Here is a 23,954-nt window from a genome sequence, read left to right as displayed (position 1 = left end):
ATTGTACTTTAATTTTAACCAATCCATCCCGTTTATCGGTTTTCAAGTTCTAATTTTTTAGCCAAAATGACAGATTCTAAACCCCTGCGGATTACGCTCCCCCCTTTACAGATTACATTGGAAGATGAACAACAAGTTAGTCTTCAATGGTTGGCCGAACAATTGAATTTACCGCCTCAACCTCAACCCGAACTTTCTGAGTCTTGGAAAACTTGGGTGGCGGTTAATAAATTATTGAAACAAGCGGATAATATTTTGGTTCAGCGGATGGTTGAAAAAGGCGTTGATGTGAAATTAGCCCTAGAAGAAGTCACCAAAATTCAAAATAATCCCTATTATCAAGCGGCCGATCAATTTGTTCAACAGTTGCGAAAATTGGAGTCGATTCTTCAAATTCAACAGCAACTTTCCCTGCTTTCGAGTCAATCTGATACGGTTGAACGTCAAGTTAATCTGTCGAGAAGCGAATTTTTAGAAGGATATTATTCTCAAAATAAACCCGTTGTTTTAACGGGAGTAATGAACAACTGGAAAGCCTTAAATCTGTGGAATCCCCAGTATATCAAACAGCATTATGGGACGGCAACCGTAGAAATTCAAGCCAATCGCAACAGCGATACCGAATATGAATTGAATGTCGAAAAACACCGTCAAAGCGTGTTAATGAAAGACTATGTAGATTGGATCGTTGAAAAAGGCGAAAGCAATGACTGTTATATGGTCGCCAATAACAAGAATTTAGACCGAGAAGAAATGAAAGGGTTAATGAATGATTTAGAAGTTTTCCCGGAATATCTCAACCCGGAAGATACATCAAGGCGAGTGTTTTTCTGGTTGGGTTCGGCCGGAACAATTACGCCATTACATCACGATCCGGTTAACTTAATGTTAGCTCAAGTTTTCGGTCGGAAACGAATTTTATTAATACCGCCCCGTCAAACACCATACCTCTACAATCACGTGGGGGTTTTCAGCAAAGTTGACCCGGAAAATCCCGACTATAATAAATATCCGCTTTATCAAAACATTAAACCGATAGAAGTCATTTTAGAACCCGGAGAAGTGATTTTTATTCCCGTCGGTTGGTGGCACCATGTCAGGGCATTAGATATCAGTATTTCCGTGTCATTTACCAACTTTGTTTTTCCCAATTATTACCAGTGGGAAAATCCGAGTTTCGGACGTAGTTAGTCAAAATCTCCTGAAAAATTGTGATCTCGATCGGCAAAAACTCAAGTTGAGATCAATCGAGAAGGGGGGATAAATCACGGATGATTTCCTCTGATTTTAGTCATTATGAGCAATAGATATCCTATTGTCAATTGCAACTTCGGTTGCAGATCTGAGGTTAATAATTCCAATGTTTTCCCCATCTTCTCCCAGAGATCAGACCTACGAGAGTCCATCCCCATCCGATGAAATTCCCGATCCCTACGACTGGATACAGGAACATCATTCCTTGGCTTGTGTCGCCCGGACTTTAAGTGATTTGAAGCAAACCCCCGATGAGAGTATTTCAGAAGGCGTAGACTTTTCTTATACACCCGAAGGAGAATTAGTGATTGATTTAAAAACCCGAGAAATGTTGAAAGCCCATTGCGGAGAACAGCACTGGCAATATGTGCGAAAGTATATTTAAGCTTGACGGCCACTTTCTCCTTTGATCACCGCCGCCCCAATTAAATGAGCCAAACGCAAAGCTTCGGGAACTTTACCACAATCTGTGAGCCGATCTAAAGCCATCGCGATCAATATCGGTTCTTCACCGCAAACCTGAAAAAAAAAGGGCGGATAAGCATGAATTTGACCCGCACGGCGGAGAATTTCCAGGCGTTTTTCCGCATCCGGTAAACGTTGTAACGCCCGTTCAATTTTATCGAAATTAGGCAGACGGCGCATCACGGCGACACAAGGCCTTTCCAGTCTCGCCGCCAACTCGGGTAAATCGACCAAATTAAACCCGCCAAAGCCGATCCCATCAATCAAAACCAGGTGCAACTGGGGTAAGAACTTATTCCCGATCAGCAAATTACAAAGCGTATCCGTCGCATCCCACCCATCCGGTTGCACTTGACCCCAAACCATCCCCTCGATCGCGAGTTCCGCCACAAACCACCCCGGCGACGGAAACCGGTTCGCCGCTATGACGGTTAAAGGGAGCATCATCAAAACCAATTACCCGAATGACACGATTGAGTTTAAGTAGGGTTTCGAGGTTCACTTGTCCACAAAGCCCTATTGGGGCGCACTGGCGGCGCGTTGAAGGGCAATTTCACGGTTGGCTTGGTATTCCGTCGCTTTTTGTTGGGCGGTTTGATAGTTCTCACTCGACTCAGGAACTTGTCCCATCAGTTCCGAGGCTTGTCTCCATTGGCTGGCGACATTCTCCCACTCGGTTCGAGATTGGGCCGTTTGAGCGAGGTTCGCCGCACTAATTGCAGTCCGAACCGCTTCGGCCCAGGGATCGGCGGGCGCTTGTTCTGCGGGCGTTTCTCCTGCGGTTTCGGGGGTTGTTTCGTCGGTTAAGGGTTCGACATTTTCGGGGTCAGAAGTGCCGCCACTGAGAAACGGAAGGGTCAAAATCCCGCTAAAGTGTAAACCGGCCACCGCTGCGATCGCCAAGAGAATCAGCAACACCACAAACAGCAGTATTTTAGCTTTGTTGTCTTGCTTGACCGCTTCGGTTTCTTCTTCTAAGTCGTCGTCTTCTTCGGGGTTGTAGTCGGCGGGTATATCGTCGTCGATGTCATCTTCGTCAATACTCTCATCATCATCAAAGTCGTACTCTTCGGCGTCCTCATCGGAAACGATCGCGTAGTCGGGAAGCACTTCTTCGGGAATATCATCGTCGCCCATCTCGTCGTCATGGTCATCGACTTCAAACTCCGGCATTGGAGAAAGGGGTTCTTGTTCAAAGTCGAAGGAATCTTCGGGAGGGCTTTTGAGAATAATTTCATCTTCCCATACCGCTAGGTCATCCCCAAAGTCTCGCCCGTAAATTTTGACGGTATAAATTGACTCGATCTCAAGCCTTTTCATCCCGTTCTCAATAAAATTGACTAGGGGTTTTTGATGATGGGGGACTTGTTCGCCTTCAAGCATGACATGAAGACAGCCATTATCCCGCATGACATCTGCGTTAATGCCTTTCGGTTTGAGGGAATGGTTGATCGCACTGGCGATCGCTTTAGGATCACCTTGTTTGGCGAGTTGTTTAGCGAGATCGCGTTGGTTTTCTTCTGGCATGGCTAACCCCCTTGTTGGGGTAACTGGCAATTCAATGATACTATCTGTTTTTGCAAGCTGTGTAACCTAATTTGGCAAGATGCTCTGGGGATTGAATCCTTCGGGAAACGTCAACCGGACTTTAGGATTTAACCTCTCCTGGGATGAGAAGATTGAAACAGGTTACAAAGGGCAATGACGTGGGTTTGTAAGGTTGAGATTTGATCGGAACCCCGTTTGAGTTGGGTTTCTAACTCTAACAATAGCGGTAGGGTTCGTTGCAGTTGTTGAACCGAAAGCGATTGCACCTCTTGACGCAGATAATAAATCCGCTTAGGATTATTAATTTCTGCGGCTTTGGCGATTTCTCGCTCATCTTTGACTTGTCGATCTATCATCAGTTTTACCCATAACCAGGTGCGAAATTGACCCACCAATGTGGCGACAATTCTCAGCGAAGGTTCGTTGTGATCGATCAATGCTGCGATCAATTCTAAGGCCTGATGGGTATTTCCGGCTTTGATCGCAGAAGCGAGTTTTAGGCTGTTTTGAGTATTTGATTGCACTAAGCTGGCGATCGCTTCTAATTTTAGCGGTTTTGGGTCGTTGCCGGCGTAGAGTTTTAATTTTTCTAATTCGCTGTATAGTTGTTGGGTATCGTTGCCGACGGCTTCTGCAATCCGTTGCACTCCGGGTAAGCTGAGGTTGACTCCGACTTCTCGGGCGACTTGTTTGACTCGCTGTTCGAGTTGGTCGGTGTTCCAGGGGGGAATCCGCGAAAATTCTTTGACGGTGGCGTGCTGTTGCAGTAATTTGGTAGACTTGAGACGACCGTCGGGTTTGTTCGCCGTTGTCAGTAACAGGGTTGTGGTTTCTGGTATTACCGGAAGGGTTCGTTCTAATTCCTGGTACAACTCCTGTGAACACTGTTGAGTCACGGGCGTATTGACCAACCAGACCAAACGGTTTCCCAACCCAAACGGGGGGGTCATGGCCTGATTTAGGCCGGAAATCACAGGATTTGGCGAATCCGGCATAATTTTGTCAAAATTGAAGGTAGACCAGCTAGGATCGAGAATGGACTCGCGCAGAGCATCAACAGCTTTGGCAAGAGAAAATTCATCATCTCCCCAGTAGAGGTAAACTGGCATTGGTGACGGTTTCCGAAAAAGAGGCGAAATAGATTGGACGATACTTACCAAGTTTACGTGAATCGGGTGGCGCGTATGACGCTGCCAGAAACCTATAATTCTCAGTTAGATCACATCCAGGAGTCTCCTAAGTATAAACCACTTCCTGAGGGCGGACGTCAAGCGGTTCGGTTTCCCGGTTATAGCATTATTGCACCTCCTGTCCCTGATGATCCTGACAATGGCGATTTTTACGCCAATTTACAAGCTTGTCAGCAGCAACTCGGGGAAAAATTAGATCCCCAGTTTTGGGTTCCGGTTCCCCCCGATAGTCTACACTTGACTTTGGCCGATTTGATCTGGAATGATGCCTATCGGGATGCTTGTCAAGATCCTGAGTTTGAACAAAAGTTACAAGCCGCGATCGCTGAATCTTTTTCCGCTTTTAAAGGGAATTTAATCGATCAGCCCATTCGTTGGCAAGTTTTCGGTATGATTGTGATGACTCGGGCGATCGCTGTTTGTTTGGTCCCCAGAGATCAAGAGTCCTACGAGGAAATTGTACAATTTCGACGGGCTATTTATCAAAATCCCAGTTTTATGGCTTTGGGTATTGAGCAACAATATCATTTTACCGCTCATATTACTTTTGGCTATTTTGGTACAATTCCATCGGATTTGGATCGAAACCATCTCAGCGGGATTTTATCCGATTTTAATTCTCAATGGATAGATTCACCCGAAGAATTGGTGATCAAACGGGCTGAACTTCGCAAGTTTGATGATATGACTCGCTATTATCGGGAGGAAAATTGGCCGGTTTTAGAGTTTTAAAGCCCAGATGATTTTTAATGAGAGTCGTTGATTTATTCGCCGGGTGTGGGGGTCTATCACTCGGCTTACAACAAGCAGGTTTTAATGTTGTCGCCGCTTTTGAAAATTGGGAAAGTGCGATTAAAGTTTATCAACAAAATTTCGCCCATCCCATCTTGGCTTGCGATCTTCAAAATGTGGAAGTTGCGATTAATTTAATTAAACCCTTTACCCCTAATATAATTGTTGGCGGGCCTCCCTGTCAAGATTTTTCCAGTGCGGGAAAGCGGGACGAAAATTTAGGACGGGGTGATTTGACTCTCGCTTTTACTGATATTATTACCACAATTCAACCCCAATGGTTTATCCTCGAAAATGTAGCCTTATTCAAAAAAAGCCGCCAATATACCCAAGCCAAAGCATTATTTAAACAGTCGGGTTACGGACTCACCGAAAAGGTTTTTGATGCGAGTTTGTGCGGGGTTCCCCAAAAACGAAAGCGGTTTTTTTGGGTGGGAGAACTTCGCGGAAAAGATGACCGCTTTTTGAGTGATTTTGAATCAAAATTATCCTCAAAACCAACAACAGTTCGAGATTATTTGGGCGATAAATTGGGATTAAACTATTATTACAGACATCCCCGAAGTTATCAGCGTCGGGGAATTTTTAGCATCGACGAACCCAGTCCAACCGTTAGGGGGGTTAACCGTCCTATTCCGAAAACCTATCAAAAACATCCCAATGATCCGGTAGAAATTACCCCGAATATTCGTCCGTTAACCACGATAGAAAGAAGCTATATTCAGACTTTCCCCGAATCTTTTATTTTTGAGGGTTCCAAAACCGATATCGAACAAATGATCGGAAATGCTGTTCCGGTTAAATTGGCTGAATTTGTGGGAAAATGTATAATTGATTCTCTAGAAAACAGTCAGTTAGAGTTATCTAAACTTGAAAAATGATCTCCTATCCAACCCATCAATAATTCCAAGCGTAGGGGCGGGTTCTAAAAGATTTTTAACGACTACTCAAAGATTTAGATCAACCCGCCCCGCCCCACCAACAGAATTAATCAACCGAAGATCATATGATATTATAAATGAATTCGATTCGGGGGATGGGTTTAGATGAATTTCTGATCTCATATCATGTCCGGCTAATCAATCATCATTCTTTCTGTAGGGGCGGGTTACGCCTACGATCTTTACTACAACTCCGAGATTAAGGTAAACCCGCCCCGCCCCCATAACACGTATTAATCAACCGGACATCATATCAGATCCAACCCATCAATAATTCCAAGCGTAGGGGCGGGTTCTAAAAGATTTTTAACGATTACTGAAAGATTTAGATAAACCCGCACCGCCAATAGAATTGATCAACCGAAGATCATATGATATTATAAATGAATTCGATTCGGGGGATGGGTTGAGTTCAATTAATGTTGTGATCTTGTAGATTTTTACGGTGAGGGGGCGGGTTGAGTTCAATCTTTGAGATGATATTATAAATTTTGCCGAACCCGCCCCTACATAGTGATATTATAAACATAGTGATATTATAAATTTTGCCGAACCCGCCCCCTAGATTATAGGTCACTGGTAATGGGTGGGGCGGGTTTATCAATGTTATTTGTTGGAGACATAACTTTGGTCGGAACCCGCCCCTACTGAATATTTAACTGAACTATGGTTGAACAACTCGATGGAATAATAACTCAAAAATCCTTTGAAATAATAGATAGTGAAATCGGGAAACATTCCTTTACAGCCGAGGAATACGCGATCGTTCGTAGAGCCATTCACGCCACCGCAGATTTTGAACTCGCCCAACTGATTCGCTTCAGTCCGGGTGCAATTGAGCAGGGAATCGCCAGCATAGCTAATCGTAAACCTATTATTACAGATGTGGGTATGGTTAAGCAAGGGGTTGCAACAATGATCGCCAAAACCTTTCAAAACCCCCTCATTTGCGCTATCGAACACGCTTCTACCCCCCTCCCCGGCAAAACTCGCACCGAAACCGGACTGTTGAAGGTAGCCGAAGAATTTCCCGATGGAATTTTTGTGATTGGTAATGCTCCGACTGCTTTATTATCGTTGTGTTCACAAGTCGGTCAAGGTTTGGTTCAACCTTCGTTAGTTATTGGGGTTCCTGTGGGGTTTGTTTCTGTTGTAGAATCAAAGATGCTTCTCGCTCAAACTCCTATCCCTCAAATTAGAATTGAGGGAAGAAAAGGGGGTTCTGCTGTGGCTGCGGCTATTTTAAATGCTTTAATGGTGTTGGCGTTTTGTAATGGATGAGTTAATTGTGGGTTTTTGAGGTTGATGCTTTTTGGAAACGGATATGGTAACGGATGGGTTAATTGTGGGTTTTTGAGGTTGATGCTTTTTGGAAACGGATATGGAAACGGATGAGTTAATTGTGGGTTTTTTGGATTTATGCTTTTGGAAACGGATATGGAAATGGATGGCTTTGGGTGGTTTCAGATTATCTATCCGTTTTAATCTTAGCGTTATTTTAGTTATCTCTACCACAATTGAATCCGTTACCAGTCTCCACCACAATTGAATCCGTTACCAGTGGGGTTTTTGTATTTCGGAAACTGATGAAATTACTCTGTAGGGTCGGGTTATGCAATATCTATAATATCATAACATAAATCTAACTAAACCCGCCCCCCCTTCGCAGAATAAATTAACAGAAATTAAACCGTTTTTGTAAACCCGATTAAGTGAGATAAATTGACGATACAGGTAGTTGGTATTGGTTTGGATGGAGAAGCGGGACTGGGTGAGTCTGTGCGACATATTGTCGATCAAGCAACGGTTTTGGTGGGAAGCGATCGCCATCTGGGTTATTTCCCTAATCATCCCGCATCTCGGATTATTTTACGGGATTTAACGGAAACTTTGGTTGATATTCAGCAATATTTACTTGCGTTTGAAACGAATAAGCCGAATGTCGATCCTGCGGTTGTTGTTTTGGTTTCGGGTGATCCGTTGTTTTTTGGGTTTGGACGGTTACTGTTGGCGAAGTTTCCCCCCGACAAATTGACGTTTCATCCTCATGTGAGTTCGATTCAATTGGCGTTTAATCGGGTAAAAGTTCCCTGGCAGGATGCTCGAATTATCAGCACGCACGGCCGTTCTTTCGACCAACTCACTCAAGCCCTTCAGCAAGGTGCAGACAAAATCGCCATTCTAACTGATACTACTTATCATACCCCAAATGCGATCGCTTGTCTACTGTCTTCTTTGGATTTGGCGACGGCTTATCAGTTTTGGGTTTGTGAAAATTTGGGGGGAACGGATGAGCGGGTTCAACACTGGTCTATTGCGGATGTTTCGACTCAGAAATTCGCCCCGTTAAACGTGGTTATTTTGTTAAAAGAGTCTAATTTTTCTCCGAGTTTGGATTTATCTCAAGTTCCGTTTTTGGGAATACCGGACTCTTTGTTTTGTAGTTTTAGCGATCGCCCGGGACTGATGACCAAGCGGGAAGTGCGGACGTTAGTGTTAGGAGAATTGGCGTTACAACCCCAACAAATTATTTGGGATATTGGGGCGGGTACGGGTTCGGTTTCTATCGAAATTGCCCGTTTATTTCCCGATTCTACGCTATATGCGGTGGAAAAAACGGCTGCGGGTACGGCGTTAATTGAGCAGAATCGGGAGAGATTTCAGGCGCATAATGTGATTTCAATTCACGGGGAAGCACCCGCTATTTTGCATCATTTGCGCTCCCCTCATCGGATTTTTATTGGAGGAAGCGGGGGGAATTTAGAGGAGATTTTAGGGCTGTGTAGTTTGCGGTTAATTTCCGGGGGTGTTATTGTGTTGGCGTTGGCGACTTTAGAACATTTGAATTTGGCTTTTAGTTGGCTACAAGAACGAATTAAAGTTGAACCCACTTGGCGTTATCAGTTGTTGCAAGTTCAGTTATCCCGTTCGGTTCCCATTAGCAATTTAACCCGTTTTTCTCCTCTCAATCCCGTCACAATTATTACCATTCATCATTTACCTAATATTTGAAAATTATAGACTTAAAACGGGTAAATTGAGAGGCTGAAGATTGAGAGAATCTACATTTTTTGAACAGTTATCTATTGTAATGGCAACAACTTTACCTTCGTCGTCATAATCTACGATCAGATCGTCTGTAATTGGATCGGTAGAAACGACGGGTTTGTTGGTTAGCTCGATCGCCAATGTATCAGTATCAGAAAAATATTGAATCTTCATTGTGGTTCTTCCCCTCGTTGTTGTCGTTTATAAAAGTTACGATCGAAGAAAGCATTGTGAACAGTTTCCCCATCCTCTAAGGTAATTACTCGTAAAACTCGACCTTCTGCTTCTTCAATATTACCCCAGTAAGAGATGCGATTGTTGGTTTGCACTTCTTTTTTAACCGGATCGGCTAATACACGCCCTATCCATTCTCGCTGGACTTCAGGATGCTTTTGAGAAGCAAAATTATCAAAATAGTTGGTGGTCTTCATGTTTATGGCATTGAGTAACCCGGGGTCAACTCTTTGGTAAAATAGACGCCATTCGATACACCCGTAAATTTACTTAAGTATTTATCGGGAAGCTTGGTGAGATTCATAGCACCAATGATACAGAAAAAAATGAGAATTTGTCTTGAAATATTATTAAATTTTTAATTTATAACGTTCAACAGGATAACGAACAAAAAACAAAAACCCGTTTTTTTTAAGGTTTATTTAAGTTGAGAACAGCTTACTACAATTAAACTTAAATTTCTGTAGAGTAGCACTCATTATCACTTTCATCATACGGAGTAGGATAAGCAACAGTTAAGTATTCTAAAAGTAATACTTTTGGATGAAACCTCAAGACCTCACACATACAAGGAGAAACGGTGAGCATGGAAGTGATTTTAGTTTATCTGATCCTCGCGCTTGTTTTAATCTGGACTGAAAATGAATCTTCTCCCTCTTCTCAACGAGATGATCGGGGTTTTGAGAAAAGTGATTCTAAAAAATATCCTTCTCAAGTCACTTCTTATCAAGAGAAACCCCAACCGGAATATGTTCGTTATTCGGAGGTTGAAGATTTTGAAATCAACCGTTCTCGCAACAGCAAAAGTTCTCAAAAGTTCTAACTGAATTTCAAGGGATTAAGCTGTTTATTTCCTCGGGGTGACTCAGTTAAAGTTGTTTCAAATTCGCTTGTTTAGGTGTGAGGAACTGAGATCATCTCTGGGATTAAATTTATCGGTTTTTTCTAGCATTTCCGTTTAGCGAACTAATAACAATACCGTTTGCAAACACCCAATAATTAACCCTAAAATTCCCCCCAAATTAACAATGCCTTGTAACTCGCTTTTAACAATCCCATTCACCGCAACTTCTAATTCAGCCGGAGAAGTCGCCATCACCCGATCAATAATCACCTGATCGATATTTAAAATTGGAATCACTTGGGCGACAATTTTTTCTAAATCTCGTTCGAGATAACGTTCTAATACAAGAGCCAGTTCTTTACTCACCACGTCCAAAGAATTACTAACAACCGGAGAGGTTTGGAGTCGCTTTAAAATTAAACTGGAAACATTTTCCCAATCAATCGATAAACTTAAACCTTGAATAACATCAATTCCTCGATCTTGTAAATAATGGCGAACTGAATCTCGCAACGTTTTGCGTAGTTGGCGTACCGTCGAAACCGGTAAATTTTGCAGCGATAAATTTTGCAACCATTCTTGCAAGCGTTCTCGCATTCCCAAGGCGATAATTAATTCCGTTAACCGACGATTTGTTTCCTCTCTTTCATCCAAACAAAACGTCCGCAAACGGGTTAAAGTATTTCGCAGACCGAATAAATTTGCAACCACCCAATAGGTGCCGCTGCTGCGTTCTCGGAAGCCTTCATCAATAATGGCAATATTGCGATCGGTGAGAAAATCAATTAAAGCCTGTCGGATGACTTCCGGGGGAATGACAACTTCTAATAACCAGTCGGAAAGCTGACGGGCTTGTTTGTCTGTTAGCTGAAATTCGAGTAAAATTTGATCGAAAATTTGATTGAGTTGGGGTTCGAGAAAATCTTCTCGTCTCGCCCAAGCTTTCAACACCCGAGGAAAAGATTCCCCCAATAAATCATGTAAAACACCCGCTAAAATTTTGGCGGTTTTTTGTTCGGTATCTGCTTTAACTTGATCTAAAGCTAACCGTAATAACCAATTAATCGCCGCTTGCATTCGTTCGAGTTGTAACAAGCGACGGGCTAAATTTTGTAACTCCTCCGGGGTGAGGAGAGAACTCATAATTGTATCTGAAACTCGTTTGGCTAACCGTTCTTGGTTTCGGGGAATTAAACCCGGTGTAAAAGGAAGCGTCCGTCCCCCCACTCGAATGGGGCGATAGGGACGAAATAACATTTTGATGGCTAAATCATTCGTGAAATAGCCAATAATTCCGCCTAAAACGGGCGGAGCAATTAAAACCCAGAGTTCAAACGAGTTTGCCATATTCGCTATCAGTTATCCGCGATCAGCGATCGGTTATTTGCTTCATAAAAGTGATACAACTAACTGATTACTGCTGAGGTGATAACTGTTTTTGTGACCACCAATACTCCCATCATACCGCCTGCGATCGCATAATGGGTGGCTCGCCCAAAGCCGGCTGCTTGAGCCAAGGCGACTTGTTGGCGACCTGTGGGAAATTGATCGAGACTGGGATTAATATAAGCGTATTCTTCCTTAAAACCCATACGTTCTGCTGTGGGGACCACCACCGTATTTAAGTACCACTGCTGGAAACTTCTCAGCCCCCCATCGCCGGGACGGTTCATGTCCAAAATTGCCGCAGTTGCGCCCGGTTTGAGAACCCGATACAGTTGTTGTAGACTGCGGGGAATATCGGTGACGTTTCGCAAACCGTAGCCCATCGTCGCACAGTCAAAAGTCTCGTCTGCAAAGGGTAAATGCAGGGCGTCTGCTTCTATCCAAGCGATAGGAGCCAAAGGAAAGGTAAAGGGTTTTTTTCGGCGTTGGGCTAGAGCCAGTTGTTCGGGAGAAAAATCGACCCCAAACACCTGACCTTGGCTTCCCAGACGTTGGGCCAGCAGAAAAGCCAGATCTCCACTCCCACAACATAAGTCTAACCCGGTCTGTCCCGGTTGAGCCTGACTCCAGTCGAGAGCCATTTTTTTCCAAATGCGGTGAATTCCCCAACTGAACTCGTCGTTCATGCGATCGTAAACCGGAGCGATGCGGTTAAAAATGGTTTGTATCCGCTCTTTTTGATCCATCATCTGTTTCTGCTTGGCTACTCAATCATCACAACTACCATTTTCCCCTCAAGCTTCCATGCTGACGATCACCAAAGCGATCGCCCCGGCTACCCAATGCAGGGTATCGAGATCTTCGGGAGTCAGTTGACAGGGTTGTTTCCACTGGAGGGAAACCAGGGCGACATTTTTTTCTCGAAAACTCACCGGAACACAGATATGGGCTTGAATTTCTGAGGTTTGGTAATGTTGCACCTCGGCGACTGCGGGATCTTTGGGAACATTGAGAGAAGCTTGTACCGTTTGGGTCGATAACGCTTCCCTCACCAGAGGGTCATCAGCCAACCAATTTTCCCCGCTTCCACTGGGGCTATAGCTTCCCTCAACCGTCGTTAAGGTGTTTTCGCTCGCCTGTTGGAGAATACACACATCAGCGTGAAAATTCTCGCCGATCGCCGTTGCTATGGATCTCAGACTGGCTTCTAAACTTTGGGACTGTTGGGCGACTTGCATAATTGTTCCCAAGAGTCGGGTTTGTTCTTGGGCTTGTTGTAATTCGGCGGTGCGTTGGTTTAACAGTTCATAGGTTTCTGCGGCTCGTTGGACAACGGTTTTTAGTTCGTTCGGGTCCCAAGGCTTGGTAATGTATTTGTAGACTTGGCCGGAGTTGATCGCATCAACGAGATCTTCGATATCGGTAAACCCTGTAAGAATAATTCGCACCGTGTTCGGAAACGAGCGGACGGTTTTGCTCAGAAATTCTGTCCCCTTCATTTCCGGCATTCTTTGATCGGAGATGATCACAGCCACTTCGCCCTCAGCTTCTAAAATTTCTAGGGCGCGAATGCCACTTTCTGCTTTAAAGACGTTAAAGTTCCGTCTAAAAGTACGATAGAGCAAATCTAAATTATCTGGCTCATCATCGACGACCAGCATTTTCGGTTTTTTCGGTCGATTTAGACTCATTAGCTGGCGCTTGATAGTCTCTAGGTCTGGAGTTTCACGTTCCATTGATACTGACGTGACGATTCAAATACTAATTAAGTCTATCCCAGTTCCATGCTGATTCTGTATCCGGGCGATTTTAATAGAAAAAGAATAATCCACCGACGATCGCCGCGATCGCAATTAAGCTGATCCACAGAAAGCCGTTGTCTTGAGTGTTCACCTGAGTCAGATCAATGGGTTCGGGTAACGACTCGACTTTCGAGGGTTTACGGGAAGTTGAAGAACGAGTCGGTTGCACCACTTTCATCGGGCGATCGTTGTCTTCGATCCCGCTCATATCGGGAATTTCGATCAATCCCTCCAGATTACTTTTTAATTCTGGTGCTTGCAGAATTTCCAGCAAACGCCGGGATTGCTTGCGGGTCTCCCAACTGGGATGATGAATTAATTGTCTGCAAAGGGCGATCGCATTTTGCGGTTGACCGACAGCCTGATAAGCGGTTGCCAGCCAAATTTGGACTTCTCCACCCAAACGGGTGTTTTTTTCGACCAAATCGCGAGCGGTCTCAAAATGCTGGACAGACTGACGATAACGCCCTCGTTCAAAGGCACTGCGACCGGATCGGTACTCTGTTTGAATTTGTTCTAAGGGATCTACACTCACGCCAATAATCAATACATTGAGCAACAAAGACAATTTTTACCCAAGAGATTGGGATGGTCGGTCAAACTCCCAACTTCCCGTATTTTGAGTTAAAATTCTTCATAACCGCTTTCTGCCATAGATTCGTTATCCCGTTTGGAACCGAGTAACTCCAGTTCATAAACGCGAATCACGGGTTTAGAGCGTCTGACGCCCGTGTTGCGATCTTCCCAATATTCAAACTTTAGCGCACCTTTAACCCCGATTAAATTGCCTTTACGAACGTAATTCGCGGCGATCTCTGCGGTTTTGTCCCAAATCTCCAAATTGAACCAGTCCGGTTCATCGGTGCGGCGAGTACGACGGTTGACGGCTAAGGTGAGTTTACAAACCACAGCACCCGACTCAAAATATTTAACATCGGGATCTCCACCGACTCGACCCACAAGGGTAACAATATTCAGACTCATTTGACAATTGGATTTTAACTTGAATTTTTCGACATTTGATGATTGTAGATCTATTTTACTGAAGTTGTCTGCCAAAGATCGCGATCGCTGTTTTTCCGGCATCAGTCCGCTTGGGTGGTACTCCTTTCGGAGGGACTAGACTGCAACTGCAAAACATAATACAATCCACATCGATTCCCTCAAGTTGTGTTGTTAGCTTCCGGTATCGCCAGAGCGACCACAGAAGTAGAAACTTAGATGGCAGAAAAAGCGATCGCACTCTGCAAGTCAAGGGAATTCCGTTAGGCAGTTGGGGTGAAGCTCGTTTATTTTTGATCCAACCCACATCCGCGTGCCAGCATCTGTTGCGGTTGAGATCACGCGACCGCATTCGCCATGATCGGTTGTGGTGGGCTGAGATCGAGTCGAGAGTTGGGTCTGTAGAAAATTTTATTGATATTAACTAGAGGGGCAAAAAAACGGTGGGTCTTCTAAATCGCTTTTCTTTATCGCGGGACATGGGTATCGATCTCGGGACTGCGAACACTTTAGTTTATGTTTCCGGCCAGGGTATTGTTTTACAAGAACCCTCTGTGGTGGCTGTCGATCAGGAGGAAAAAATTCCTTTGGCGGTGGGAACGGATGCCAAAAAAATGCTCGGGCGCACCCCCAATAACGTGATCGCCCTGCGACCTTTGCGCGATGGCGTGATCGCCGACTTCGACTATGCCGAACAAATGTTGAAATATTTTATTCGGCGGGTGCATCAGGGTAAAACCTTGATCGCGCCTCGAATTATCATTGGCATTCCGAGCGGTGTCACGGGGGTTGAACGTCGGGCGGTGATGGAAGCCGCTTTACAAGCCGGCGCCCGAGATGTCCGCCTGATAGATGAACCCATAGCGGCGGCTATTGGTGCGGGATTGCCGGTGGCCGATCCCACCGGAAACATGATCGTTGATATCGGCGGCGGGACGACAGAAGTCGCCATTATCAGTTTACAGGGAACGGTGCTGAGTGAATCGGTTCGGATTGCCGGAGATGAACTCAATCAGGCGATTATCCAGTATATGAAAAAGGTTCATAATTTGGTGATTGGGGAACAAACCGCCGAGGAAATTAAGATTAATATGGGTTCGGCTTATCCAACCTATGAGGATGATGAAAGCATCATGGAGGTGCGGGGAATTCATCTGTTATCGGGTTTACCCCGCACGGTGACGATTAAAGCCCCGGAAGTTCGCGAAAGTATGTCAGAACCCCTTTCGATTATTTTAGACGCGATTAAACGAACGCTAGAACGCACTCCACCGGAATTGGCGGCCGATATTGTCGATCGCGGAATTATGTTGGCAGGGGGTGGCGCTTTAATGAAGGGGATCGATACTTTAATTAGTCACGAAACCGGCATTGTGACTCATATTGCCGCCGATCCGCTTTCCTGTGTGGTTTTGGGTACCGGACGGGTTTTGGAAAATCCCAAGCAGCTTGAACGGGTATTTACGGCGCGATCGCGTAATGTGTAATTGATCGAGGCTTCAAGTAGAGAGACGCTCGTGAGATCTCTACTTGAGGGATGATGACAGAAAAAAGGATTGTTGAGTTGATCGGTTGAATGGTGATTGATATCTGTTTTAAAGATTAGACAATAGTGGCTGAGATTTGGGAGAATCTAGGATGAATACAAGGAGTTGGTGGAATCGACACGGATCGCAATTGACCCTGTTGGGTTTGGCGGTGGTTACAGCTTGGCTGGTGCGACAAACTCAGGGAGCGGCTTTGTTTGAAATTTATTATTGGGTGAGTCGCCCGTTTCATCAGTCTGAGGAACAGGCGCTGGTGGTTCACGAACAGGCGAGGGTTTTGAATGCTAAGGTTGAGGGATTGGAAGCGAAAATTGAGGATCTCGAAAGCCAAAATCAAAACCTGCAAAAGTTGTTAGGTTATGTTTCCTCTAAACCCAATGATCAAGGGGTTGTGGCTCCGGTCATTGCCCGCAGTGCCGAACATTGGTGGCAACAGGTGACTTTGGGACGGGGAAGCAAAGATGGCATCAAAGCCGATGATTTGGTGATGGGACCCGGAGGGGTTGTCGGTCGAATTGTCAGCGTTACGCCCCATACCAGTCAGGTGTTACTGTTGAGCGATCCCACCAGTCGAGTTGGAATTGCGGTGAGTCGCACCCGTCAAATGGGGTATCTCAAGGGTCAAGGGAATAATCAAGGGGTGATGGAGTTTTTTGATAATGTTCCCAAGGTGAAGCCCGATGATGTGGTCGTGACTTCGGCGTTTAGCCAAATTTTTCCGGCGGGTTGGCCGGTGGGTAAGGTGGTTTCGGTCGATCTCAACAAAGCCCCGGCACCCGAAGCGGTGATTGAGTTTTTTGTGCCTTTGGGATCGCTAGAATGGGTTGTGGTTTATCCGAATCCGAAAACGGTTCAAACCGTAGGAAATTAGGACATTGTATTCTAGCAGTTGTTAATGATTTGTCAAAGATAGAAAAACAGATAAAAACTCTGAAACACTTTTCTCTCTAAGCTTTTCCCTTTGGCAAGAGTGGCTATTGCTTCCCCGAAATTGATTGATCTTTGATTGTATCGGAGTGATGCCTGTGTTGACTCGTCAAATTCTTAACTGTATTGTTACTGTTATTTCTATCATTATTTGTGTTTTGCTGGTGTTGGCACCGATACCGGGTCTGGCTTTGTTTGGCATTAAACCGAATTGGTTGTTAATTTGGTTGGTGGTTTGGAGTTTGAAGCGAAGTCTATTATCTGCCGCAGTTGCCGGGTTGGTTTGTGGATTAATTTTAGATGGATTAACGGCTTCCGATCCGACTCATATTTTCTCGTTTATGTCGGTGGGAATTCTCACGGTTTTGATTTACAATAAAATTTTAAAAAAGATGCAGGAAGACTTTGTTTCTGTGGCTTTAATTGTGTTTGGAATGGCGATTTTAGTCGAGACGATTCGAGCGTTGCAGTTTAGTAAAATGGGCGATAATACTTTAGTGGATTTGTGGGTTTATCAACAACAGGTCGCCCTATCTTCGGCGATTTTAAGCAGTTTGTGGGCACCGGTTCTTTACTTGCCCCTAAATCGCTGGTGGGAATTGATGAAACCCTCCAATTCAATCAATTATTTTGATTAAAAAAGGCGGGGCTAGAGGGGAAAAGGCAGAAGGAATATGTTACAGTAAATTTATACTTATTTTTTGATTAAAAACTCGGTTTCTATTGAGAGACCGGGCTTTTGGAATGTACAGATTTTTAATCTTTCCTCCTGCCGTGCTTCATAAAGTGTTGTACCTCACCAATCCGAGAATTTCTATAATCGCTCACTCAAGACGTTAAAATACTCTTTAAAATCGGGAAATTTTGACAGAAATTGCTAAAATTTGATCTTTGAGTTTAGAGAACAGATTCGTTATGCTCAAACAGAGTGATTTTGACAAAACTGATGAAGTCAGCCGGGTAAAAGTTCTCAGCGAAGCCCTTCCCTACATCCAAAAGTTTGCCAACCGTACCATTGTGGTTAAATATGGGGGGGCGGCCATGAAGGAAAGTCACTTAAAGCAGCAGGTGATCAGAGATATTGTGTTGCTTTCTTGCGTCGGTATTCGTCCGGTGGTGGTTCATGGGGGTGGCCCGGAGATTAACACTTGGTTAGGAAAAATGGGCATTGAACCCCAATTTAAAAACGGTTTGCGGGTGACGGATGCGGCGACGATGGATGTCGTCGAAATGGTTTTGGTGGGTCGGGTCAATAAAGAAATTGTGGCTTTGATCAACCAAGCCGGCGGTTCGGCGGTGGGGCTGTGTGGAAAAGATTCTAACTTAATTGTGGCTAGACCTCAAACTGAACAAGAAATTGGTTTTGTCGGAGAGGTGAACAGTGTTAATACCAAGCTTGTAGAGTCTTTGGTTGATAGCGGCTATATTCCGGTGGTTTCCAGTGTGGCGGCCGATGATAGCGGACAGGCTTATAATATTAATGCGGATACGGCGGCCGGGGAAATTGCGGCGGCGTTGGGCGCTGAAAAGCTGATTTTGATGACGGATACGGCGGGAATTTTGGAAGATTATCACAAGCCGGAAACGTTGATTGCCAAACTCGATATTCAAGAAGCCCGATCTTTGATTGAAAAGGGAATTGTTGCCGGGGGAATGATTCCCAAGGTGAACTGTTGTGTTCGCAGTTTAGCTCAAGGGGTGCGGGCGGCTCATATTATTGATGGTCGCACGCCTCATGCGTTACTGCAAGAAATTTTCACCGATGCGGGGATTGGGACGATGTTAGTGGCTTCGGAGTTTTTATCTTAAAATTGGCTAACTTTCGCGACGGTTAGAGTTGAGGGTTTTATATTCGGGTTGGGGGTAGGGCGGTGTTTGCGGTTCCCTGCCCGATTCCTGATAAAAATCTTCTGGGTTAGGATAATTGTAGGATGATTCTAAATCGGAGTTGGAGTGGTTTTCGATCTCAGAAACGGGGTTGGCAGGGGGCGGAAGTTGATCGACTTGACGGCGATCTAAGCGGCGAAACGTGTTCCAGGCCACTTTAAACCCGGTGAAAATACTGCCGGTCGTGCTTTGTACTTTCTGAGCCTGTTTTTTGGCGTTGTCTATGCTGCGATCAACTTGTTTGACGACTTGACCCGCACTCTGGACACCCTCACTGACATCATCGGTGAGTTCGCTAATTTCGAGTCCGGTCATCCGAATGGCTTCTAAAGTCGGGGGAAATTCCCGAGATAACGTATCTGCAAGCTTTTCGAGACTGCGAGCGGCTCGGGCTAAAGCTTGCAAAGCCGGTAAAGCCGCAATTAATACGGCGCTCAGACTGGCCGCAACCAGTAGGATAGACAAGCCAAGCCAAAACACGGGGTCGGTCACGGGAATAAAATCCAGGATGCAAGAGGTTAATCAGACGGAGTTGAGCAGTTGAGAACAATTTACTCTTTCTAGTTTTGAGGTGGCGATCGCGAACCCCAAAAAGCTGGATATTAGCCACAACTGCAAAACAGATGGCGTTATTATTCTATCATGCTTAATTAAATGCCTTCTGTAGGGAATCGGGGTTAAATTTCATCCCTAAGGTCAGTCTTACAAATCTCAGAGAATCGGCCCGAAAATGCTCTGAATTGGTCTTTGAGTTTCAGGTCGGGGTAGGTTAACCGGAGTGGTGTTAACATCTCCTCACCCACCCGACTCGAACCCTGAACTAATTGCGATCGCCAAGCGGATAGGATGAGTCCGTATTTTGTACCTTTTCCGAGAGAACTTGACGTTCCTGCTGACTGGCTTCTAAGCCCGCCGCCACCGCTTCTTTGAGTCTGATTAAAGTATCTTCCCAGTTTCGCAAGGCGGACTCTGAGAGTCGATCGGCTTGCAGTTGTACGCTGGTGGAGAGATCTTCAACCAACTCGGGAAGGGCTTGGGCAGACTTTTTCAAGACTTGTCGAGTTTCCTTACCGGAGCGGGGGGCAACTAACAAACCTAGCACTGTCCCCACAGCCGATCCGAGTATCAAACCTCCAACAAACGATCCAGAGCGATTATTTGACATAAACTAGAATTGAATATCCCCTACAATTATTGTAGACAGATTTGCACAAGCTGTTTCCTGAAATTTATAGGAATTTTGGCGCTAAGTAGAGTTTAACCCCGTGCGATCGCGAGTTACTGTTTCTTGGTTCGATATCTCTGTCGCCACAGAATGAATTGAGTTAGGCGAACAATGGCGAGAAGTTTCTCAAGTTTTTGTATTTTTTCTTGTAGGGAATTATAGCTCTGTTTGAGTTGAGAACTGGCTGAGTTTCCCCGTTCTACAAAGGTGCGGGTTCTATAGAGTAACATATTCGCCCGATGTTCGAGGCGGGTAAATATGCGATCGATTCGGGCTAATCCTCTACGCAGTTGCCAAACTCGACGAGCCACATACAGGCAGACTATTGAGATTAATACATTAAGACATATCACCGTAACAACCATAAAAAATCACCCGAAAAGGTTTGCACCCCGGCTCAACTGATGGCATGAGTTTCAATTTCATTATTTAAGATAGCAAAAATCATGTATAAATGCGAGTCGATTCGATAAAAATTTAGCCGCACCCCGAGCCAGAAGAACCGATAAAAAAACTCAGTTTATCGTCGGTATACAGCCGTTATTATTCGATGAACCGTTGATTTTCAAAAACGGGGAAGCGATCAAATTACCCTGAATTTTCTCGGCTTATTGTTTAACGCTAAACTCGATAACGGTTTGACTTGTAATACCATTTCTTTATGAAGTTGTATCTAATTAATCCCCCCCAGCCCCCCTTTAATCCCCCCCAGCCCCCCTTAAAAAGGGGGGTGGCGCCTGGAGGGATGAAAAAAGTTGCATGATTAAAGAGAAACGGTATAACGGTTTCAAAATACATGATGACTGCGGAAAAGCCAGTTTAATCCAAATACAAATAGGTTGCTAACTAACACCAGCATCAACACAACATACAGAGAAAATTGACTTTTCTTGCTAACCGATTTTGCTGTCGGTTTGGGAGTAGAGCGGTTAGAACTAGAAATTATCGGTTGAGTGGCTTTAGCGATGACGCCTGCTCGTTCTTCTTGCAGAGAGCGAACTTTGGTGGCAGCATAGTCAGATAAACCCCGTTGTTCGGCTTCTTGATAGTCTTGGACGGTCAAGCTGAGATGGGGAACGGAAATGTTCTGCTCAGTCGCCATTTCTAGGGCTATTCGCAAATCCTTATGGAGTAGTTTAACAGTAAAAGCGGGGGGTTGGGACAGGTCATCGCAGCGCCGCGAAAACCAATAGTAGGGTAAACCGTGAATGTCTCCGGGGTTCTGTCCAAACGACCCAAAACGCAGCGCATCCCAAATAATTTCTAGGGGAATATCCTCAGCCAAACCCAAGGTAATTCCTTCGCTGACGGCTTGAACGGCGACGGCATTAACTGCATTATGAATCAGTTTACATCGAGTTCCACAACCAATATCTCCGCAGTAGAGAACATGATCGGCCATCAGTTGTAAAATAGGCAGAACTTGCTCAAAGGTTTCTTTGGAACCGCTCGCCAAAACCGCCAAACCCATTCCCCCCTGACTTTTTGCCCCTTCTGGACAATCATTAAAAGGGGCGTCCAACATCTCAACCCCAAGCGGTGTGATGGCTTGGTGAAGTCTGAGTACGGTTTCGGGAGAGTTGGTGGTAATATCGATATAAATACTGCCCGGTCGCAGGCCTTGAGTGAGGTTTTGTTCTCCTGCGAGTACCGCTTCGATCACGTCGTTTGGTGTCGGGAGGGCGGTAAAGATGATGTCGCAATGGGTAGCAAGTTCGGCACAACTTTCGGTGATGTGAGCGCCTAAAGACTGCAACTCGGCCATGCGATCGCGATTGATATCATAGATATAAACGGAGTAGCCGTGAGCGAGAAAATTAGCGGCCTGTCGTCCTCCGATATTGCCACAACCGATTATACCCAGAGTAGGAGAATTAAAGGAAGATTTGCTTTCAAAAGTGCTGTTGCTGATTGGTAACATCTATTGCTAAACTGCGGTCATTCTGTCAGCCTTAATCATAGTCGGCCAGGACAGGGGTAAGGTATTCCCAAAGGGAAGATTTTGAGAACTGATGGTCGGCAACGGTGATGTAGGGGCGGGTTCTGACTTAATTTATCATGTCCTTGCCGACAACCTCTATAAACCCGCCTTAACCAGTCACCAGCGCGCTCCTTGCGGCCCTGCGGTTTCCGTCAGAAGCACAGTTCGCAAGAGAGCAAAGTTCGCAAGAGAGCAAAGTTCGCAAGAGAGCGAAGTTCGCAAGAGAGCAAAGTTTGCAAGAGAGTCACCAGTCACCAGTTAGGTAGGTGGTGATAAATAGACGTTAAATCCGAAAACCGCGCATCCTTTGCAACAAGAGACTTACAGCGTTTAGCATTGTTCGTTTAATTCCGCCCACCTACTTATTAAAGTTGTCAGTGATCAGTTTTTCCCCGACTTCTGACGACTGACATCACGACTTGTGACTTCTCTAGACTCTGGGGCGGGTTTATATCAGTTATTGCGAAGAATGATAAATTAAGTCAGAACCCGCCCCTACAAACCCGACACCCGAAACCTGACACCTGACACCTGTTCACTGCTAACGGGTTACTGTTGAGTTGTAGAATACTTAAACAGCGAACCGCAAGCCACACGAGTCCGTCTTGCTGCTGTCCGCCACAACTCCAAGGTCACTTCTTCTAAGTTTTGTCCGTCGGCGATGAGCATTCGGGAAATCATGCTAATGTTGCTAAAAGCCCAAAACAAACCCGCCTCCAACAGATAGGGTTCGTTGGTTTCGGCGTGTACCCGAAAATCATACAATGAATAATCCCGACAACCCAAAGCCACATGAGCCAGTTTTGCGGCGTCGGCGAGTTTCTCAAACAGTTCCGGGTCAACAGTAGCCGGACACACGGGTTTGGCGACGGGTTTTTCCGGTTGCTTTTCGGGCATTCCGTTTGATTGCAATTGTAATTTATCCTGTACCGTTCTGATCGGGTGGTCAGAGGTAAACAAATATTCTATCATCGGCAGCACCTCCAATACTCCGCCCCGTTCGACCACGGCGACCCGCAGTTCCCGTCCCGGAATGTATTCTTCGACTAATAGCGTGTCGTCGAGTTCAAAACCAACCCGCAAAGCAGGTCCTATTTCATCGGGATGGGAAACTAATGTTACGCCTAAAGAGTTGTCTTCGGAGTTGGGTTTCACGATAAATGGGGGTTCCATTGTTAGGGTGTCCCCCTGGCGGAGTTGTTGGGCTTTGGCGACACGCACGCCGGATGCAGACACGACGCTTCGGGTTTGGGCTTTGTTGGTGGCCAGGGCCGTACAATGGGACGGCGAACCGACGACGGGTAAACCCAGGATATCCTCGAAAAACGCCCGGTAACTGGTCATTCCGGGGAAACAAAACATATGGGGGACGACCACATCGACTTCGGGGAGGCGGAAAATCATCTCCTGAAGTGACATTTTTTCGGAGAGGGCGTCTAAGGATGTTCCCAACTGCCAAAAACCGTCGGGGTGAACGACGGCGTAGTAGCTACTGACGCCGACGGGTTGGACGACTTCTTTGGCATAGATTAATGATAGGTTGTAATAAAAGTCTGAGACACTCGAACCCGCCAGATGCAAGACTCGCAATTTGGATATTGGGGCCGAAGATAAGGGTTGACTGTGATCTATTGTTTCTAATTTCATCGGGTATTACTTTGTATTAATTTGCTGATTTGACATCAATTTGAAAGCCGGAAGCGCAGAAGTTTTTCGCAGCAAAAACGGGATTCAAAAAACATCTGCAATTTGAATCAAATTGAATAAAATCAATTCTGTTTTTGTAAATTCTGTTACGATTATATCATGTTTTCACCGTTTTCAAAGGATTAAATTAAAAATAATTTTTACTTTTAATGATTGCCATCCCAAGACCCCGCT

General features: G+C 45.1%; 27 protein-coding genes. 11 read left to right on the top strand and 16 right to left on the bottom strand.

Going from position 1 to position 23,954, the window contains the following annotated elements:
* The first annotated feature begins 66 nt into the window (after positions 1–66).
* Positions 67–1,191 carry a cupin-like domain-containing protein gene (locus tag ACL6C3_RS21080; RefSeq protein WP_413161007.1) on the top strand — a complete coding sequence of 375 codons (1,125 nt, stop codon included), beginning with the start codon at positions 67–69 and terminating at the stop codon, positions 1,189–1,191.
* Between the two features lie 169 nt (positions 1,192–1,360).
* Positions 1,361–1,639 (top strand): hypothetical protein, encoded by a 279-nt coding sequence (locus ACL6C3_RS21075; protein ID WP_413161006.1) that lies wholly within the window; start codon positions 1,361–1,363, stop codon positions 1,637–1,639.
* Here the strand turns inward: ACL6C3_RS21075 and ACL6C3_RS21070 are convergent.
* The 4 genes from ACL6C3_RS21070 to holA all read right to left on the bottom strand — a co-directional run bounded on the left by ACL6C3_RS21070 (position 1,636) and on the right by holA (position 4,376).
* On the bottom strand, positions 1,636–2,085 hold the full coding sequence (locus ACL6C3_RS21070; protein ID WP_413161005.1) for a DUF99 family protein: 450 nt from the start codon (positions 2,083–2,085) through the stop codon (positions 1,636–1,638). The two genes, ACL6C3_RS21075 and ACL6C3_RS21070, sit on opposite strands and share 4 nt — an antisense overlap.
* The gene (locus ACL6C3_RS21065) at positions 2,030–2,221 is read right to left on the bottom strand and encodes a hypothetical protein (RefSeq protein ID WP_413161004.1); all 192 of its coding nucleotides are present in this window, start codon (positions 2,219–2,221) and stop codon (positions 2,030–2,032) included. Before ACL6C3_RS21065 ends, ACL6C3_RS21070 begins: the two co-directional genes overlap by 56 nt.
* Before the next feature lie 14 nt (positions 2,222–2,235).
* Positions 2,236–3,246 carry a hypothetical protein gene (locus ACL6C3_RS21060; RefSeq protein WP_413161003.1) on the bottom strand — a complete coding sequence of 337 codons (1,011 nt, stop codon included), beginning with the start codon at positions 3,244–3,246 and terminating at the stop codon, positions 2,236–2,238.
* A gap of 128 nt (positions 3,247–3,374) precedes the next feature.
* The gene (gene holA, locus ACL6C3_RS21055) at positions 3,375–4,376 is read right to left on the bottom strand and encodes a DNA polymerase III subunit delta (protein WP_413161002.1); all 1,002 of its coding nucleotides are present in this window, start codon (positions 4,374–4,376) and stop codon (positions 3,375–3,377) included.
* A gap of 33 nt (positions 4,377–4,409) precedes the next feature.
* On the opposite strand from holA, the gene ACL6C3_RS21050 reads away from it, so the two are divergent.
* The 4 genes from ACL6C3_RS21050 (at position 4,410) to cbiE (ending at position 9,202) form a co-directional block, all read left to right on the top strand.
* Positions 4,410–5,189, top strand: a complete 780-nt coding sequence (locus tag ACL6C3_RS21050; protein ID WP_413161001.1) for a DUF1868 domain-containing protein — start codon at positions 4,410–4,412, stop codon at positions 5,187–5,189.
* 17 nt (positions 5,190–5,206) lie between these two features.
* Positions 5,207–6,130, top strand: coding sequence for a DNA cytosine methyltransferase (locus tag ACL6C3_RS21045; RefSeq protein ID WP_413161000.1), 924 nt, complete (start codon positions 5,207–5,209; stop codon positions 6,128–6,130).
* Positions 6,131–6,856: 726 nt separating this feature from the next.
* Positions 6,857–7,471, top strand: coding sequence for a cobalt-precorrin-8X methylmutase (locus ACL6C3_RS21040; protein ID WP_413160999.1), 615 nt, complete (start codon positions 6,857–6,859; stop codon positions 7,469–7,471).
* A 441-nt stretch (positions 7,472–7,912) separates the two neighbouring features.
* Positions 7,913–9,202: a precorrin-6y C5,15-methyltransferase (decarboxylating) subunit CbiE gene (gene cbiE / locus ACL6C3_RS21035; protein ID WP_413160998.1), complete on the top strand. Its 1,290-nt coding sequence runs from the start codon at positions 7,913–7,915 to the stop codon at positions 9,200–9,202.
* A 3-nt stretch (positions 9,203–9,205) separates the two neighbouring features.
* Here the strand turns inward: cbiE and ACL6C3_RS21030 are convergent, their stop codons facing one another.
* Together ACL6C3_RS21030 and ACL6C3_RS21025 are read right to left on the bottom strand one after the other, a co-directional pair.
* A complete protein-coding gene (locus ACL6C3_RS21030) occupies positions 9,206–9,412 on the bottom strand; it encodes a DUF2283 domain-containing protein (protein WP_413160997.1) in 207 nt (68 codons plus the stop codon).
* Positions 9,409–9,669, bottom strand: coding sequence for a hypothetical protein (locus ACL6C3_RS21025; RefSeq protein ID WP_413160996.1), 261 nt, complete (start codon positions 9,667–9,669; stop codon positions 9,409–9,411). The genes ACL6C3_RS21030 and ACL6C3_RS21025 overlap by 4 nt, the downstream gene beginning before the upstream one ends.
* 389 nt (positions 9,670–10,058) lie before the next feature.
* Here ACL6C3_RS21025 and ACL6C3_RS21020 point away from each other — a divergent pair, with 389 nt between their 5' ends.
* Positions 10,059–10,295, top strand: coding sequence for a hypothetical protein (locus ACL6C3_RS21020; RefSeq protein WP_413160995.1), 237 nt, complete (start codon positions 10,059–10,061; stop codon positions 10,293–10,295).
* A 135-nt stretch (positions 10,296–10,430) separates the two neighbouring features.
* On the opposite strand, the gene ACL6C3_RS21015 is transcribed toward ACL6C3_RS21020, so the two are convergent.
* The 5 genes from ACL6C3_RS21015 to ACL6C3_RS20995 form a co-directional block, all read right to left on the bottom strand.
* Entirely contained in the window at positions 10,431–11,663 is a 1,233-nt protein-coding gene (locus tag ACL6C3_RS21015) for a DUF445 domain-containing protein (RefSeq protein ID WP_413160994.1), read from the bottom strand.
* Positions 11,664–11,722: 59 nt separating this feature from the next.
* Positions 11,723–12,451, bottom strand: coding sequence for a bifunctional demethylmenaquinone methyltransferase/2-methoxy-6-polyprenyl-1,4-benzoquinol methylase UbiE (gene ubiE, locus ACL6C3_RS21010; RefSeq protein ID WP_413160993.1), 729 nt, complete (start codon positions 12,449–12,451; stop codon positions 11,723–11,725).
* 45 nt (positions 12,452–12,496) lie between these two features.
* Positions 12,497–13,438 (bottom strand): response regulator, encoded by a 942-nt coding sequence (locus ACL6C3_RS21005; protein ID WP_413160992.1) that lies wholly within the window; start codon positions 13,436–13,438, stop codon positions 12,497–12,499.
* Between the two features lie 73 nt (positions 13,439–13,511).
* Entirely contained in the window at positions 13,512–14,072 is a 561-nt protein-coding gene (locus ACL6C3_RS21000) for a hypothetical protein (protein ID WP_413160991.1), read from the bottom strand.
* A gap of 56 nt (positions 14,073–14,128) precedes the next feature.
* A complete protein-coding gene (locus ACL6C3_RS20995) occupies positions 14,129–14,488 on the bottom strand; it encodes a single-stranded DNA-binding protein (RefSeq protein ID WP_413168380.1) in 360 nt (119 codons plus the stop codon).
* Positions 14,489–14,985: 497 nt separating this feature from the next.
* On the opposite strand from ACL6C3_RS20995, the gene ACL6C3_RS20990 reads away from it, so the two are divergent.
* The 4 genes from ACL6C3_RS20990 (at position 14,986) to argB (ending at position 18,789) form a co-directional block, all read left to right on the top strand.
* Positions 14,986–15,993, top strand: a complete 1,008-nt coding sequence (locus ACL6C3_RS20990) for a rod shape-determining protein (protein ID WP_413168379.1) — start codon at positions 14,986–14,988, stop codon at positions 15,991–15,993.
* Positions 15,994–16,144: 151 nt separating this feature from the next.
* Positions 16,145–16,924: a rod shape-determining protein MreC gene (gene mreC, locus ACL6C3_RS20985; RefSeq protein ID WP_413160990.1), complete on the top strand. Its 780-nt coding sequence runs from the start codon at positions 16,145–16,147 to the stop codon at positions 16,922–16,924.
* A gap of 148 nt (positions 16,925–17,072) precedes the next feature.
* Positions 17,073–17,618: a rod shape-determining protein MreD gene (gene mreD / locus ACL6C3_RS20980; RefSeq protein ID WP_413160989.1), complete on the top strand. Its 546-nt coding sequence runs from the start codon at positions 17,073–17,075 to the stop codon at positions 17,616–17,618.
* A gap of 277 nt (positions 17,619–17,895) precedes the next feature.
* The gene (gene argB / locus ACL6C3_RS20975; RefSeq protein ID WP_413160988.1) at positions 17,896–18,789 is read left to right on the top strand and encodes an acetylglutamate kinase; all 894 of its coding nucleotides are present in this window, start codon (positions 17,896–17,898) and stop codon (positions 18,787–18,789) included.
* 6 nt (positions 18,790–18,795) lie between these two features.
* Here argB and ACL6C3_RS20970 read toward each other — a convergent pair whose 3' ends face one another.
* The 5 genes from ACL6C3_RS20970 to ACL6C3_RS20950 form a co-directional block, all read right to left on the bottom strand.
* Positions 18,796–19,359 carry a hypothetical protein gene (locus tag ACL6C3_RS20970; RefSeq protein ID WP_413160987.1) on the bottom strand — a complete coding sequence of 188 codons (564 nt, stop codon included), beginning with the start codon at positions 19,357–19,359 and terminating at the stop codon, positions 18,796–18,798.
* 328 nt (positions 19,360–19,687) lie between these two features.
* Positions 19,688–20,032: a YtxH domain-containing protein gene (locus ACL6C3_RS20965; protein ID WP_413160986.1), complete on the bottom strand. Its 345-nt coding sequence runs from the start codon at positions 20,030–20,032 to the stop codon at positions 19,688–19,690.
* A gap of 113 nt (positions 20,033–20,145) precedes the next feature.
* Positions 20,146–20,403 (bottom strand): hypothetical protein, encoded by a 258-nt coding sequence (locus ACL6C3_RS20960; RefSeq protein ID WP_413160985.1) that lies wholly within the window; start codon positions 20,401–20,403, stop codon positions 20,146–20,148.
* 476 nt (positions 20,404–20,879) lie between these two features.
* Positions 20,880–22,013 (bottom strand): NAD(P)-dependent oxidoreductase, encoded by a 1,134-nt coding sequence (locus ACL6C3_RS20955; protein ID WP_413160984.1) that lies wholly within the window; start codon positions 22,011–22,013, stop codon positions 20,880–20,882.
* A gap of 609 nt (positions 22,014–22,622) precedes the next feature.
* Complete coding sequence (locus tag ACL6C3_RS20950) at positions 22,623–23,720, bottom strand: D-alanine--D-alanine ligase (RefSeq protein WP_413160983.1); 1,098 nt, start codon at positions 23,718–23,720, stop codon at positions 22,623–22,625.
* Positions 23,721–23,954 lie beyond the last annotated feature (234 nt).

Source organism: Capilliphycus salinus ALCB114379 (assembly GCF_047276495.1).
In the GTDB taxonomy this organism is placed as follows: domain Bacteria; phylum Cyanobacteriota; class Cyanobacteriia; order Cyanobacteriales; family Microcoleaceae; genus Capilliphycus; species Capilliphycus salinus.
The sequence above is the reverse complement of the archived record's forward strand: the minus strand, read 5'-3'. Positions and strand labels throughout refer to the sequence as shown.